This is a genomic window from Massilia sp. Masssp93 (assembly GCF_059491295.1).
This window is the reverse complement of the sequence record NZ_CP168502.1, coordinates 5,839,657-5,854,881: the sequence shown is the minus strand read 5'-3', so window position 1 is coordinate 5,854,881 and position 15,225 is coordinate 5,839,657. Positions and strand designations below refer to the sequence as shown.

At 68.4% G+C, this 15,225-nt stretch carries 8 protein-coding genes; 2 read left to right on the top strand and 6 right to left on the bottom strand.

The features are described from left to right. Window positions 1-28 precede the first annotated feature (28 nt). Both ACEN9Q_RS24400 and ACEN9Q_RS24395 read right to left on the bottom strand, forming a co-directional pair. Window positions 29-1,774 (bottom strand): ClcB-like voltage-gated chloride channel protein, encoded by a 1,746-nt coding sequence (locus tag ACEN9Q_RS24400; RefSeq protein ID WP_495626328.1) that lies wholly within the window; start codon window positions 1,772-1,774, stop codon window positions 29-31. A gap of 131 nt (window positions 1,775-1,905) precedes the next feature. After that, a complete protein-coding gene (locus ACEN9Q_RS24395) occupies window positions 1,906-2,433 on the bottom strand; it encodes a hypothetical protein (protein WP_495626327.1) in 528 nt (175 codons plus the stop codon). Window positions 2,434-2,794: 361 nt separating this feature from the next. On the opposite strand from ACEN9Q_RS24395, the gene ACEN9Q_RS24390 reads away from it, so the two are divergent. Both ACEN9Q_RS24390 and ACEN9Q_RS24385 read left to right on the top strand, forming a co-directional pair. Next, window positions 2,795-6,286, top strand: coding sequence for a glycosyl hydrolase 2 galactose-binding domain-containing protein (locus tag ACEN9Q_RS24390; protein WP_495626326.1), 3,492 nt, complete (start codon window positions 2,795-2,797; stop codon window positions 6,284-6,286). A gap of 237 nt (window positions 6,287-6,523) precedes the next feature. Further along, on the top strand, window positions 6,524-9,187 hold the full coding sequence (locus tag ACEN9Q_RS24385; protein ID WP_495626325.1) for a TonB-dependent receptor: 2,664 nt from the start codon (window positions 6,524-6,526) through the stop codon (window positions 9,185-9,187). Window positions 9,188-9,202: 15 nt separating this feature from the next. Here ACEN9Q_RS24385 and ACEN9Q_RS24380 read toward each other — a convergent pair whose 3' ends face one another. The 4 genes from ACEN9Q_RS24380 to ACEN9Q_RS24365 are packed head-to-tail and all read right to left on the bottom strand — an operon-like array spanning window position 9,203 to window position 15,221. Then, a complete protein-coding gene (locus tag ACEN9Q_RS24380) occupies window positions 9,203-9,970 on the bottom strand; it encodes a ThuA domain-containing protein (protein ID WP_495626324.1) in 768 nt (255 codons plus the stop codon). 10 nt (window positions 9,971-9,980) lie between these two features. Further along, on the bottom strand, window positions 9,981-10,892 hold the full coding sequence (locus ACEN9Q_RS24375; RefSeq protein ID WP_495626323.1) for an alpha/beta hydrolase: 912 nt from the start codon (window positions 10,890-10,892) through the stop codon (window positions 9,981-9,983). Further along, window positions 10,882-13,893, bottom strand: coding sequence for a glycosyl hydrolase family 28-related protein (locus tag ACEN9Q_RS24370; protein ID WP_495626322.1), 3,012 nt, complete (start codon window positions 13,891-13,893; stop codon window positions 10,882-10,884). Before ACEN9Q_RS24370 ends, ACEN9Q_RS24375 begins: the two co-directional genes overlap by 11 nt. 5 nt (window positions 13,894-13,898) lie before the next feature. Then, the gene (locus ACEN9Q_RS24365; protein ID WP_495626321.1) at window positions 13,899-15,221 is read right to left on the bottom strand and encodes a GntT/GntP/DsdX family permease; all 1,323 of its coding nucleotides are present in this window, start codon (window positions 15,219-15,221) and stop codon (window positions 13,899-13,901) included. Between the last annotated feature and the right edge of the window lie 4 nt (window positions 15,222-15,225).

The window sequence follows — 15,225 nt, the reverse complement described above, 5'->3', positions numbered from 1 at the left end:
TTACGTGAACACGTAAAAAAAGTGAACATCACCCCTCCACATGCACCCCCAGCGGCTCCCGGTTCAACCTGACATACGCATCCAGCACATCCGTCTTGTGCACCGCCCCGAGCAGCTCGGGGTCGGTCGCGCTGCGCACGGCCGGCAGCCGCTCGCCGAAGTGGCGCATGAACTGGCGCAAGGCTTCCTCCAGGCTCATGTCGGCGCTCACGACCGGCAGCGCATCCGGCCGCGCGATGTCGGCGCAGGTGCGGGCGGATGCGCCGTCCTGCTGGTACAGCGCGGCGACGTCGTGCAGGGCCACCACGCCGCGGTAGCGCCGCGCGTCGTCGACGAGGTAGACGTATTTCACGGGATGCTGGCGGAACAGCGCGGCGGCCTGCGCGATGGGGGCATCGAACGGCAGGACGGTGTCGGCGGGGCGGATCAATTCCTGCATGCGGATGGCGCGCAGGCGCTCGCGTTCGTGCTCGTCGGCCGCGCGGCGGGCCGTGATCTCGTACATCGACGGGCCGTTCACGGCGCGCGCGACGCCGTACGCCACCACGCACGCGAGCATCAGCGGCAGCATCAGCGAATAACTGAGCGTCATCTCGAAGATCATCAGGATCGCCATCAGCGGCGCGCTCGTCGCGGCGGCGAGCGTGGCGCCCATGCCGACGGCGACGAAGGCCGCCGGCGCCGCCGCCGTCTCCGGCCACAGCGCCTGCGGCACCAGCGCGAACAGATGGCCCATGGCCGCGCCGACGAACAGCGTGGGCGTGAAGATGCCGCCGATGGCGCCGGAGCCGCTCGTGAGCAGGGTCGCCGCGATCTTGCAGACGAGGACGACGAGCACGGCCTGCCACAGCCAGGACTGGTGCAGCAGCGCGTTCACGACGCTGTAGCCGTTGCCCCAGACCTGCGGCACCCACAGGGAGATGGCGCCCACGCCCAGGCCGCCGAGCGCGAGGCGCAGCGGCAGCGGCAGGCTGCTGCCGGCGAACAGGCGGCGCGTGCGCTGCAGCGCGTACAAAAAGGCCGGCGCGATCAGGCCCGCGAGCACGCCCAGCGCGACGAACCACACGACTTCCAGGTTGGCGATCGGCGCGAAGGCCGGCATCTCGTAGGTGGGGTGATAGCCGGGCAGGCGGCGCATGGTGATGTTGGCGACGACGGCGGAGACCATGATCGGCCCGAGGCTGTTCATCGTGATGGCGCCCAGGATGATCTCGGTGACGAAGAAGGCGCTGGCGATGGGCGCGTTGTAGGCCGCGGCGATGCCTGCCGCCGCGCCGCAGGCCACCAGCAGGCGCAGGCGCACGGTGTTGAAGCGGCCGATGCGGCCGACGACGGACGCGGTCATCGCGGCCAGCTGGATCATCGAGCCTTCGCGGCCGATCGAGCCGCCCGACGCGATCGACAGCAGCGACGACACGCTGTTGACGAGCGTGAGCTGCACCGGCACCTTGCCGTCGCCCACGGCCACGACTTCCATGTAGTCGGCCCGCACGCCGCCGGCGTGGCGGCGCGCCAGCACCAGCAGGCAGCCCGCGAGCAGGCCGCCGGCGCATGGCGTCAGCAGGCGCGCGGGCCAGGGCAGGGCCGTCGCGATGTCGACGAAGGAGCCGCTGCGGCCGAACAGCAGCGCCTGCAGCAGGGTGAGACCGTCGCGGAAGAGGAGCGTCGCCAGCGCGCCGGCGCAGCCGACCAGCGCCGCCCACAGCAGGATGGCGTTGGCGCGCAGCAGCTGCCGGAGCCGGGTGCGCAGGCGATCGGGTGGAGAAACGTTCATGGTGTGGATAGAGGGCCTGGCGCGGCGTCCAGGCCGGCAACTATAGCATGCGCCCGCTTCCACCCCGTATCCACCGACTCGTCCCGGCGCCCTGGCCGCATCGTCGATGGCCAAGGCGCGGCATGCGCGCGTTACGGTCGCCTGCCGGTGGCCTGGTGCGCCTGGTTGTTGCCGCCTTCGAGCGTATTGCTGCACTGGAGCAGGTTGCCCGACGACGTCTGGATCGTGAACGCGGCGATGTCGACCCCGGCGCCCGGCTCGCCCCGGTCGACGAAGTTGAACCAGATGTTGGCCGGCTCGCCGTTCAGGCGCCCGCTGCCGGTGCCGTAATACGTGTTGAACGGCGCGTTCGGCGTGGTGGCGTCGGGACCGGTGCACAGGCCCCGGGTGAGATCCGTCAAATGAAAGTGGTCGCCGGTGGACAGGTTGACTTCCAGGTTGTTGGGGCCGGAAATCGTGCCGTTCTGCTGGCAATGCAACTCGTAGCCGAACGTGTAGCGGTAGGCCGCGCCGGGGCAGATGAGGGAGCCGCCGCCCGTCATGCGGCCGGCCTCGCTCGGGGTGCTGCAGCAATCGGCCCAGGCCGCGCCGACGGCGGACGACAGCAACAGGGCCGCCAGGACGCGGCGGGATGGAACGGGCAATGCGTGGATGTTCATGCGGGATCTCCGAAAGACGACGATGACTTGGGCAACGATCCGCCGCGATGACGGAGCATGATGTTTTGGCATGTAATAAAAACATCTTACGGACATGCCCGTGCAGCGGGGTGACCCTGCGCCAAGGTCTGCCGGGATGTTGAGAGCGGTCAGACGGCTTTACTAAAGAGCCGGGAGATCGCGCCCACGGGGCGGGCGGGGCGCGCCGCACGCATGTCGCGGGCTGTTTAGTGATCACGGCTAAACTGCGCCGCCAGGGCCGTCCCGCGTTTGACCCTCCCATTGGCCGGATGCAGAATCCGCCGCACAACGATCCCGGCCGCCCCGTGCCGGGACATCACGTCCATTCCCGGAGACCTCCATGCGCCACGCCAGTTCGGGCCTGTCCACGCCCGTCGCCAGCCCACCCCGTCCCTTGAACGCCGTCCTTGCCGTGCTGCTGGCCACATCCGCCGCGCTGGCGCCGGTCGCCGGTGCGGCCACGTGGGGGCCCTTCAACGCCGAATTCCCGGCCGCCAGCGATGGCCTCGTCAAGAAGCCGCCCAAGGGCATGACGCTGGCCGCCCGACGCGGCTTCGCCATCGGCGGCTGGTTCAAGCCGTCCGAACCCGCGCGCGGGACGGCGCTGTTGGCCGGCATGGAGGGCATCGGCTACCTGTGCAGCGTCGACGGCAAGCTGGCGTTTTGCGGCGCCGGCGCGCCGCTGCGCACCGACGTGACGCTCGGCGCGGGCACCTGGACGCATGTCGCGGCCAGCCGGGACGGCCGCCACGTCGTCCTGTACGCGAACGGCAGGGAGGTGGCGCGGCAGGATGCGGACGGCGCGGACACGGCCGCCGCGCAGCTCGCGATCGCGCCGCGCACCGGGGCCACCGGCGGTTTCGCCGGCCGCGTCGCGGGATTGATGGTCGCCGACGAAGCGCTAGATGCGCAGGCCGTCGCGCGGCTGGCGGCGGCACGGCCGGACGAGACGTTGACCGTGTTCGAATCCGGCAGCCCGCATTGGCCGCTGCAGACGCACCAGATGGCCGGCCAGCTCGCGCCGCAGGATGCGTGGACGCTGCCCAAGAGCGCGACGCCGCCGGCGCGCCCCGTCGCCGTGCCGGCCTATGCCGGTCCGGCACTGGAGAAGCGCGGCGCCGGCACCTGGGCGATCCGCGCCTGGACGCTGCAATCCGCGGACAAGGCATCGGGAACGGCCAGTCAGATCGCAAGCGGCGGCTACGACGCGTCGCACTGGTACAAGGCCACCGTGCCCGGCACCGTGCTCACGACGCTGGTCGACCGCGGCGTGTATCCGGACCCGGCGTACGGCCTCGACAACCTGGCGATTCCGGAAAGCCTGAGCCGGCAGGACTGGTGGTACCGCACCAGCTTCGTCCTGCCGCCGGACCAGCGGCCGGGCCGGCACCTGTTCGTCACGTTCAAGGGCATCAACTACGCGGCCGACATCTGGGTCAACGGCCGCAAGGCCGGCACGACGCGCGGCGCCTTCGTGCGCGGCAGCGTCGACCTGGGGCCGTACCTGAACCCCAAGGGCGAAAACGTCATCGCGGTCAAGGTGTCGCCGCCGCCGCATCCCGGCATCGCGCACGAGGAATCCATCGCGGCCGGCGTCGGCGAGAACGGCGGGGTGCAGGCGCAGGACGGCCCGACCTTCATCGCCACCGAAGGGTGGGACTGGATTCCGTCCGTGCGCGACCGCAACACCGGCCTGTGGCAGGAGGTCGTCCTGCGCAGCACGGGCGACGTGCGCGTGGGCGATGCGCACGTGATCACCGCGCTGGCGGCCGGCAACGGCGAGGCCGACATCGGCATCGACGTGCCGGTGACGAACGTGTCGGACAAGCCCGTGCGTGCGACCGTGCGCGCCACCATCCGCGACCGCGCCGGAGCGCTGGCGCCGATCGTCGTGAGCCGCACGCTGGACGTGGCGCCCGGCACGCGCACGGTGCGGTTCGCGGCGGCGGAATTCGCCGCGCTCAAGGTCAGGCATCCACACCTGTGGTGGCCGAACGGCTACGGCAAGCCGGAACTGCACGACCTCGACGTCGACGTGCTGCAAGGGGCGGCGTTGTCCGACCATGCGCACACCGCTTTCGGCATCCGCAGCGTGACGTACGAGTTGTCGCTGGTCGACCATACGGGCCATTTGCGCCGCGTGGAGGCCGATTTCACGAAGGCCCACGAACTCGGCATCCGCATCACGGACGCCCGCCACGAGGCGCTGCGCAAGATCGCGGACAACCAGTGGGCGACGGGCCTGCGGGCGGAAGCCGAGGGAACGAAGGCGATCCGCGAACTGGACGACACGCGCCTGACGCCTTACCTCGTCATCAAGGTCAACGGCGTGCGCATCGCGGCGCGCGGGGGCAGCTGGGGCATGGACGACTTCATGAAGCGCGTCGACCGCGCGCGCCTGGAACCGTACTTCCGCCTGCACCGCGACGCCAACGTGAACATCATCCGCAACTGGGTCGGCCAGGACACCGAGGAGACGTTCTTCGAACTGGCCGACGAATACGGCCTCATGGTGCTGAACGACTTCTGGGCCTCGACGCAGGACTACAACATCGAACCGCAGGACGTCGACCTGTTCATGGCGAATGCGGCCGACGTCGTGCGCCGCTTCCGCAATCACCCGTCCATCGTCGCCTGGTTCGGCCGCAACGAGGGCGTGCCGCAGCCGGCGCTGAACGAAAGACTGGAAGCGCTGATCTACGCGGAGGACGGCACGCGCTGGTACACGGGCAGCTCGAACCGCGTCAACCTGCAGAACAGCGGCCCGTACGACTACCAGCCGCCGGAAACCTATTTCACGACGCACGCCAAGGGTTTCGCCGTCGAGGTGGGCACGCCGTCGTTCCCCACGCGGGAGGCGTTCGAGGCCGTCGTCCCGCCGTCCGAGCGCTGGCCGCTGGGCGACACGGCCGCGTACCACGACTGGCATGCCAGCGGCAATGGCCGCGTCGAGCCATTCATGAAGGCGCTCGATCGCCAGTTCGGCGCGCCCGCCTCGCTCGCCGACTTCGAGCGCAAGGCGCAGCTGATGAACTATGAGTCGCACCGCGCCATCTTCGAAGGCATGAACGCGGGGCTGTGGCGCGAGAACAGCGGCCGCATGCTGTGGATGACGCAGCCCGCCTGGCCGAGCACGATGTGGCAGATCCTCAGCCACGACTACGACACGCACGCCGCCTACTACGGCACGAAACACGCGTCCGAACCCGTGCACGTGCAACTGAACCTGCCCGATCACGCCGTCGACGTCATCAACAACCCGGTCACGCCGCTGGAGAACGCGCACGTGGCGTTCGCGGCGTACACGGTCGACGGCAGGCTCGCCGGCCGCGGCGCGACCACCGTCAGCGTGGCCGGCGGCGGCACGTCCGGCCCCATCGACCTCGGCATCGGCAAGCTGCTGGCGCGGGAAGGTCTGCTGGTCGTGAAACTGACGCTCGCCGATGGCGCGGGCCGCACCCTTTCCGACAACGTGTACTGGGAGGCCACGAGCCCGGACCGCTTGCGCGGCCTGGACGCGCTGCCCGACGTACCCGTGACCGTACGCGCCGCCGGCCGCACGGAAGGCGCGGCGCGCAAGGTGGACGTCACGCTGGCCAATCCATCCGCGGTGCCGCTGCTGACCGCGAAGCTGACCTTGACGACGGCCGGCGGCGCGCGCGTGCTGCCCGTGTACTGGTCCGACAACTACGTGTCGCTGATGCCGGGCGAGAGCCGCGTCGTCACCGCCGAATTCGATCCGGCCGCCGCCGGGCAGGGCGGGCTCGAAGTCGCCGTGCGCGCATGGAACGCCGCGGAACGGACGGTCGCGGTGGACGCGCCGCGGCCGTAAAGGAACCGTCAAGGAGCCGCGCCGTCGCGCGACAAACCCGTTGTTTAGTAAAGACGAAGAAACTGAAAGGTGTCCGGCGAAATTCTTTGATTTTACGAATACGGATTGAAATACTCGTTCGTACGGGGCCGGTTCGACGGTCCCTTGTCCCGACCACGTGCCGGACCCCGCATCGCCGGCACGCATAATTCAGAAGACCAAGGAGATCAGATGCTGCATCCGATGAAACGAACGGCCATGAGCATGGCTGTCGCGAGTGCCTGCGCCTTCGCCGCGCTGCCCGTCCAGGCCCAGGCCCAGACCGATACCCAGGCCACGGCCACCACGCCCGCCGCCAGGCAGGCGCAAACCAGCGACACGATTCCCGAAGTGACGGTGACCGCCACCCGCTTCAGCACCTCCCTGCTCAAGACGCCGGTCGCCGTGACCGCGTTCTCGCAGGACCAGCTGACCCGCAAGGGCGTGACGAGCATGGCGGACCTGGGCAACGAGATCCCCAACGTCACCATCAACCAGGGCCTGGACAGCGGCGTGCAGATCACGATCCGCGGCATCACCTCGACCAACTTCACCGAGACCGGCGACCCGGCCGTCGGCTTCCACGTGGACGGGCTGTATTCGCCGCGGCCGCAGGGCGCGCAGGCGCTGATGTTCGACATCGACCAGCTGGAGGTGCTGCGCGGCCCGCAGGGCACGCTGTTCGGCCGTAACTCGACCGGCGGCAGCGTCAACGTGATCACCGCCAAGCCCGATTTCAACGGCAATTACGGCCGCGCCGAGGTCGACTTCGGCAACTACCAGAAGAAGCAGATCAGCCTCGTGCAGAACGTCGTCGTCAACGACAGCCTGGCGCTGCGCGGCTCGTTCATGCGCGTGGTGCGCGACGGCTATGCGCACCAGACGCAGGACCTGTCGGAAGCCAACGTGCCGTCCAAGGGCTGGGTCCCGAACGGCATCCCGGACGTGGACATGCGCTACAACCACCCGGTCTCGCCGCGCGACTACTACACCAACCAGGACGAGTGGGCGGCCCGCCTGCAGGCTGCGCTGCGCATCAACAAGGACCTGACGCTGCGCGCCGCATTCGAGAACTTCCAGGATTCGGGCGCGGGCTATGCCTTCTTCCGCGACTGCGCATCCGGCGCCGGCACCCGCTACGCTTGCCCCGGCAGCGAATGGGACATCAAGGTCAACGTGCCGGGCGCCACCGACCTGAATATCCGCACGCTGCGCACGGGCCTGGACTGGAACGTCAACGACCATACGTCGGTCAACTACAACTTCGCGGTCTCGGACCAGCGCCGCTCGCAGATCACGGACGACGACCTGGGCCTGCAGAACGCGCCGTCGTGGGCCGACATCGCCCCGTTCCCGAATACGCCCGACGGCAACTGGGGCACCTGGCCGCTGCGCGACACCTGGCACCGCACGGCCGATTCGCGCTACCTGTCGACCGTGCACGAACTGCAGCTCAAGCAGCAGCTCGGGTCCCTGAAGTACGTGTCCGGCCTGTTCTGGATGCACGAACGTAACCGCATCGACTACGAGATGACGGAAGCGATCCAGCATCCGTTCGGCGACCCGGGCAGCGTGGTCTATGCGCAGCCGAATCGCCAGGTCGATTCCAAGGCCATCTACAGCCAGGCCGACTGGAACTTCGCGCCGAAATGGACCGGAACGCTGGGCCTGCGCTACAACGACGACTGGAAGCAGGACCAGGGCGGCAAGGTGTATGGCGCCAACTGGATCGGCAACCCGGCCTACTACCGCGGCATGTACGACCGCGGCACCCCCGGCACGCCGGACTTCGTGATCCACGACGGCACCGACCTGACCCAGTTGATGGGCTGGGCCGGCGGCGGCCCGATCGCCTATGCCGGCTATGCGAACGCCACCAACAACGATCACAAGGAAAGCTGGAGCAAGGTGACCTGGCGCCTCGGCACGCAATACCAGATCACCCCGCGCCAGATGGCCTACGCCTCGATCTCGACCGGCTACAAGGCCGGCGGCTTCGCGGACAAGGTCGACAGCTGCAACTACCACCTGTGCGCGGCCACGGGCAAGCCGGGCGAGGCGACGTTCCTGCCTTACGGTCCGGAGACCGTCACGAACTACGAGCTGGGTTACAAGGGCCGCTTCCTGGACAACAAGCTGAGCCTGTCCGTCACCGCGTTCTACATGCGCTACAAGGACATGCAGCTGACCGGTAATTATTTCGTCAACCAGATCATCCCGGACAATCACCAGCCATGCCCGGCCGACCAGCCGAAGTGCGACGTGTACGAGAGCTGGCGCACCATCAACGTCGGCGACACCCGCATCCCCGGCCTGGAGATCGAGTGGGACTACAAGCCGTGGCACGGCGCCCGTTTCGGCGGCGGCTTCGCTCTCATCGACACCAGCGTGCATGGCTTCGACAACTACAGCGACGACTACCAGTGCGGCGACGTGCGCGCCGAATTCGGCGTCCAGCCTTGCCCGGCCGTCTACAACGGTACGAACAAGGCACTGCTGGGCCGCCGCCTGTACGACATCACCGGCAACCACCTGCCCAACACGCCGAAGTACCAGGTCAACATGAACTTCGCGCAGGACTTCGACCTGGCCGGCGGCTACAAGCTGACGCCGTACGTGAAGGTGAACTGGCGCGACAAGGCCTACTTCGACCTGCGCAATTCGGACTGGGCCCACATCGGCCGCTACCAGGCCGCCTATGCCCTGGTCGATGCCTCGGCACGGCTCGAAGCGCCGGAGGGCAAATGGTTTGCCGAAGCGTATGTGCGCAACGCGTTCGACAAGCGCGCCAAGACGAGCGGCGATTCCCTGTGGGGCGGCTTCATGCAGGCCTCGTACGTCGAGCCGCGCATGTTCGGCATCCGCGCGGGCCTGAACTACTGACCGGGTGGGCGGGGGTCAGCGCTGCTGGCCCTTGCCCGTCGCCGCCCACCAGATCCCGCCCATCAGGTGGGCAAGGTATTGCGGGTCGCGGTACATCTCGACGTTGTGCCCCAGCAGCGTGACGAACACGCGGCCCTGTTCGTACCGGTGATACCACGACACCGGGTGATCCTTGCCCATGCCCGTCGCTACCTGGCCCGGCCAGATACTGGTCGGGTCATAACTCGATTCGTCCACGTTCAGCACGGGGTGGATGGCGACCTTGTACGGGTTCGTCGTCTCGTACCACTCGTCGCTCCAGATCCAGCGCGGCGGAATGCCGAACGTCGCAGGAAAACCCTTGTCGACGACGTCGACGGCCGCCGTCTGCAGTATCGGGTGGATTTTAAAGGAGCGGCCGACGAGCTTTTCGTACCACACCCACCCGTTCGGCGGCGTGATGGCGGCGCGGTGCACGATGACGGCATTGCCGCCGGCGCGCATGTATGCCTCGAAGTTCGCGCGCTGCGCCGGATTCAGTTCCTCGCCCGGCGTGTTGAGGAACACGACGGCCGCATACTGTTTCAGGTCGCCGTCGAAGGCCTCGGTCCTGTTCGTGTACGTGAATTCGAACGCGTGCAGCTTGGCCAGCTTTTCCAGGCTGTCGCGCGCGACGGGGATGTATTCATAGTGGTATTTGTTGGGGATGGCCAGCACGAGCAGCTTGTACTGGCTGTCGGCCGCCCACGCCGCCGGCGTGGCCAGCATGGTGGCCGCCGCCAGCGTCGGCACGATACGTTTCATGTCACTCCCTTCATGGCGCGGGCACGCCTTCCGGCTGGCGTCCATTGCGCGGGACGAGCCAGCCGCCGTCGGACAGCCAGTCGGTGAGGCGGTCCGGCCAGTGCTGCAGCGAGACGCGCTCGCCGCGCTGTCCCATATTGAATGCGTGGTCGGTGTCCGCATACAGGTGCAGCTCGGCCGACATGCCGGCCTTGACCAGCTGCTGGTACAGCGTGAGCGTCGGCGGCATGCAGCAGGTGTCGCGCGAGCCGGCGACGAGGAACGCCGGCGGCGCGCCGTCGACGGCCGTCGCGGGTGAGCCCAGCGGCCCAGGATACACGAGCACCTGGAAATCCGGGCGCGCGCTCTGGCGGTCCAGCGCATCCGTCTTGCCGCGCGGCGCCGGTTCGGGATTGTCGGCGACCAGCGACACGAGTTCTCCGCCCGCCGAAAAGCCCATGACGCCCACGCGCTGCGGGTCGACGCCATATTCCGGCGCATGGGCGCGCACCCAGCGCACGGCGCGCCGCAGGTCGGCCGCGCCCTCGCGCGAAGCGGTGTAGCCCGCGGAATCCGGACCGTGCTGGAGCCGGTACTTCAGCACGAAGGCCGTCACGCCGACGCGGTTCAACAGCCTGGCCGGCAGCATGCCTTCGTTCTCGACGACGAGCAGGTAGTGGCCGCCGCCCGGCACGATGACGACCGCCGCGCCGTTCGCATGGCGCGGGTCGGCGCGCAGAACCGTCAGCGACGGGTCGTGCACGTTCGTGGGGTAGGCGCCGTCGACGAGCTTTTCCGGTTCGTTGCGGCGCTGTTCAGACCCCGGTGCGCCGTCGGGCCACAGCTTGACGACCGGCGGCGCGGCCTTGGCTTGTTCGGCGAGAGCAGGGCCGGCGCAGGCCAGCGCCAGCATGGCGGACACGATCAGGTGTTCAATCGACATGGGTCGTGTAGAGGCTGTGATGGGTCAGGATGAATAGTGTACGCTTGTCGGAGCCGCCGAAGACCAGTTGCAGCGGGCGCTCCGGCACGTCGATGCGGCCGCGCTCCTTGCCGTCCGGGCCGTAAACGAACACCTGGCCATTGGCGACGTAGACATTGCCGTCCGGGCCGAGCGCCGCGCTTTCGCCGCCGCGGTCGGCCACCGGTTTCAGGTCCGTGATGGCGCCGCCTTGGCCCATCAAGCCGCTGAACGTGCGGTTCTCGGAACCGTTCGTGAAGACCACGCGCTCGCCCACGCGGGCGCTCGTGAAGCCGTGCGTGTCGAGCGTATCGGACCAGCGGTAGCCCAGGTGGTTCGTCGCGCCCTGGCGCGTCACGCGGTACGCGGGCAGCACGAGGCTGCCGTCCGGCGACACGTATTCCTGTGCCTTCGGCTGCGCGACGTCGCGCGCGAACATCTCGGCCAGCGTCGTGAATTCGTAGGTCTTCGGATCGATCTGGTCGCGGAATTCGCCGTTCTGCCAGAAGTTGACGGGCACCGCCACGCGCGCATCCGCCCGCGCCGCGACCGGCGTCGGCCTGATCATCGTGATGCCTTCGGGCGTGGGCGGCATGTCCGGCTTGAATGCGTAGACGCTGGCGCCCGGGCCGTAGTGCGACACGACCATCACGTCGCCGCTGCGGTCGATGGCGAGGTTGATCGGGTCGAGCGGCGCGTCGCGCACGATCTCGAGGCCGCGCTCGCGGCTCCATGCGTGGATGCGCTTGAAGTGGCGGTCGATGAAGTACAGCTTGCCGTTCGCGTCGACCGCGCCGCCGGCGATGGAATAGAAGCCGTCCGCGACCTTGTCCACCTTGCCCATGGGCGCCGGCGCGCTCGCCTGCGTGCCCGTGTAGTCGAGGATCGCGAACTCGCGCTCGCGCACCTGGATATTGTGGGTGACGTCGACGATGGCGTTCTCGTACGGGTATTTCGACGCGCGCAGGTAGGTCGTGCAGCCGTTCTCGTCGCAGGTCGCGAAGCCGCTCTCGCCGTTCACGTGCACGTTCCTGAAACGGATGTCGCTGGAGTTGGCGATGCGCGCGGCCGCCAGCGCCGGCTTGATGGACCGCGTGACGCGGTAGGCGTGGTAGTTCGCGATGAGGAGGTTCTTCGAATTGCGGATGTCGAACGACGTGGAGTCCATGCCGTCGCGGACTTCTTCTTCCGTCTGCGGCGCGAAGAAGGACCAGTTCTCGACGCCGTCCAGCACGATCTCGTTGCGGATGTGGTGCTCGGCCGAGAGTTCGTACACGCGGCCCGGGGTCTTCGTGTTCGTCACATAGAAGCCGGCCTGCGCATACCCGCTCGGCGACCAGATGCCGGTGAAGGTGCCGCCGCCGCCGTCCGTCACCCAGATGCTCGGGTACTGGCGGTCCCACCAGGCCGTCGTGTCCCAGTTCGGCGTCTTCTTGTACGGATCGGCGCGCGTGCCGTCGTACAGCCGCGTGCCGTGGCCGCCCTGGATGCGCACGTCGTCGACCAGGGACGAGGCACCCGCGCGCCACAGCAGCGCGACGGCGCGGTTGTTGACTTCTCCCGTCGCGAGGCCGACGCCGGACACGATGCCGGCGCCGCCGCGCGCGCTCTCCAGCAGGGCCTTGGGCGCGCCGACATCCTGGAACAGGGGCGAGCCGTTCGGCAGCACGAGCTGCGTCAGGCCCGGGTGCAGGCCGACGATCACGGTGTCCGGCTTCATGCGGATCGTGTCGTTCACCATGTAGAAGCCCTGCGGCAGGTACACGACGCGGTTGCCGTCGATGGCCTTCTGGATGGCGGCCGTGTCGTCCGCGCGGCCGTCGCCCCGGGCGCCGAATGTGCGCACATTCGCCCATTCTTGCGTGGGCGGCAGCGGCTTCAGTACGCGCTGCGGCGTCGACCTGGTCGGGAAAGGCGCGGTCTTGTAATTGGTCGTGAAGCGGCCCGGCGCGCCCAGCTGATCGAGCTTCATGCCGTAATTCAGTTCCGTGACCTCGTACGCGCGGCCGGCACCGGCGAGGGTCTTGCCGCTGTCGCGAAAGCGTGCGAAGGTCGGGACGTTGCGGGCGCTGGCGTGTTCGAAGGCGACCTGCGTGTAGACGTTGTCCTCGTTGCTGATGACGACGGCGGCCTTCGCCACGTTCTCGAAGCGCACGTGCTTCCCCCACAGCCAGTCGCCGTAGCCGCGGTCGATGTCGATGCCGACCGGTGTGTCGCGGATGTCGACGTTGTCCAGCGTGAGCCCGGCCTCGTGCTCGCGGATGGCGGCGTCGCGCTGGCCGTCGAAGCTGGAGTCGAGGAGGGTGAATTGCCACGCGGGCGACGTCTTTTCCGCGAGGATGCCGTAGCGGCCGCCGTGGAATTTCAGGTCGTAGGCGATGTTGCCGACGTGGTAGACGCCGGCGAGGCCGCTGCCGATATTGAAATCGATGTGCGACAGGTTCGAGTGCTGCGCGGTGTGCATGCGCACGCCGGTGGCGGCCGGGTTGCCGGCGCCGATCTCGAAGTCGACGTTCGACAGCACGGAATAGAAGGTCGCGGAGTTCGCGTCGCGCACGTCCTTCTGCGCGCCGACGGCGCCCGCCACGGGCATCGGCACCTTGCCGACCGTGTACTGGTCGCCGCCGGTAAAGATCACCATGTTGGCGACGCCCTGCTGGAAGCCCGGCGTCTGCGGCGCCAGCACGAACACGGGGCGCGTCGGGCCGACGCCATACAGGCGCACGGCGAGCGGGATCAGGATGCTCTTCGTGATGCGGTAGCGGCCCGACGGCAGGAACACGACGCCGCCTTCGCCCTTGTTGGCCGCGGTGTCGAGGGCTTGCTGGATGGCGGCGCTGTCGTCCGTCCTGCCGTCGCCCCGCGCATGCACGACGACGGCATGCGGATCGTCGGGCATGGTCTGGAAGGCGGACACGGAGCCTTGCGCCGGCCCTGCGAGCGCGAACGTCGCGGCCAGCAGGGTGGAAATCGTGGTCTTCATTATTCTTATCCTTGGGTGACGAACAACGACAACAGCATCACGAACAGCAGCCCGAACGTGCCGACGAGGGTCTCCATCATCGTCCACGAGCGGAAGGTGTCCTTCAGCGACAAACCGAAATATTCCTTGAACATCCAGAAGCCGGAATCGTTCACGTGGCTGAACATCAGGCTCCCCGCGCCGACCGCCAGCACCATCAGGTTCGGGTTCACGCCGGAGCTCTGCACCAGCGGCCCGACGACGCCGGCCGCCGTGATGCCGGCCACCGTGGCGGAGCCGAGGCAGACGCGGATCAGCGTCGCCACGGCCCACCCGAGCAGCAGCGGCGGCACGGGCATGTGCGCGAGCTGCGTGCCCAGTTCCGCGCTGACGCCGGACTGCGTGAGCACTTCCTTGAGGCCACCGGCGCCGGCGATGATCATCAGGATCGGCGAAATCTCGCGCAGCGCGCCTGCGGCGCTGTCGGTCGCGTGCTTGAGCGGGCGGCCGCGGCCGACGCCCAGCGTCACGACGGCGACGCCGTACGACAGCAGCATCACGATGAGTGGGCTGGACAGGAACGCGAGCGGTTTCGCCAGGTCCGGGCGGACCAGCGTGACGAGCGTGAGTGCCCCCAGCAGCACGACGGGCAGCAGCGCGGTCGCGAAGCTGTTGAAGGTGCCGGGCAGTTCGCTGTCGGGGATGTCCTGCTGCGCGGTGCGGAACATCGGGGCAGGCTCGCCGCGGATGTTTTTCAGCGACATGGCGAAGACCGGCCCGGCGATGATCAGGGTCGGGATCGCGACGACGAGGCCGTACAGCAGCGTCTTGCCCATGTCCGCGTGGACCGCGACGACGAGCGCCGTCGCCGACGGATGCGGCGGCAGGAACCCGTGCGCGATCGACAGGCCGGCCAGCAGCGGCATGCCGAGCGCCACGGCCGGGCGGCCCGACTGGTACACGAGCGAGAAGATCAGCGGCACCATCAGCACGAAGCCGACGTTGTAGTACAGCGGCATGCCGACGACGAAGCCGGTGACGGTCATCGCCACCGGGATCCGGTGCATGCCGAGCCCGTTGACGAGGCTGATGGCGATGCGCCGGGCGGCGCCGCTGTCGGCGATCAGCTTGCCGAACACGGCGCCCAGGCAGATGACGACGACCAGGGACCCGAGCAGGTCACCGATTCCCTTTTCGATCGCGCCCGGGATCTTCGCGGCAGGCATCCCGAGCATCAATGCGGCGACGAGTGCCGCGACGACGAACGCGAGGAGCGGCTGCACCTTGCCCCACGCGATCATCACCGTCAGCAGGCCGACCGCCAGCAGTACGGACAGCAAATTCCACACGGCC

Excerpts from the sequence above, each read along its gene's own strand:
- ACEN9Q_RS24400 (WP_495626328.1), bottom strand. The coding sequence starts at position 1,774 with ATGAACGTTTCTCCACCCGATCGCCTGCGCACCCGGCTCCGGCAGCTG.
- ACEN9Q_RS24395 (WP_495626327.1), bottom strand. The coding sequence starts at position 2,433 with ATGAACATCCACGCATTGCCCGTTCCATCCCGCCGCGTCCTGGCGGCC.
- ACEN9Q_RS24390 (WP_495626326.1), top strand. The coding sequence starts at position 2,795 with ATGCGCCACGCCAGTTCGGGCCTGTCCACGCCCGTCGCCAGCCCACCC.
- ACEN9Q_RS24385 (WP_495626325.1), top strand. The coding sequence starts at position 6,524 with ATGAGCATGGCTGTCGCGAGTGCCTGCGCCTTCGCCGCGCTGCCCGTC.
- ACEN9Q_RS24380 (WP_495626324.1), bottom strand. The coding sequence starts at position 9,970 with ATGAAACGTATCGTGCCGACGCTGGCGGCGGCCACCATGCTGGCCACG.
- ACEN9Q_RS24375 (WP_495626323.1), bottom strand. The coding sequence starts at position 10,892 with ATGTCGATTGAACACCTGATCGTGTCCGCCATGCTGGCGCTGGCCTGC.
- ACEN9Q_RS24370 (WP_495626322.1), bottom strand. The coding sequence starts at position 13,893 with ATGAAGACCACGATTTCCACCCTGCTGGCCGCGACGTTCGCGCTCGCA.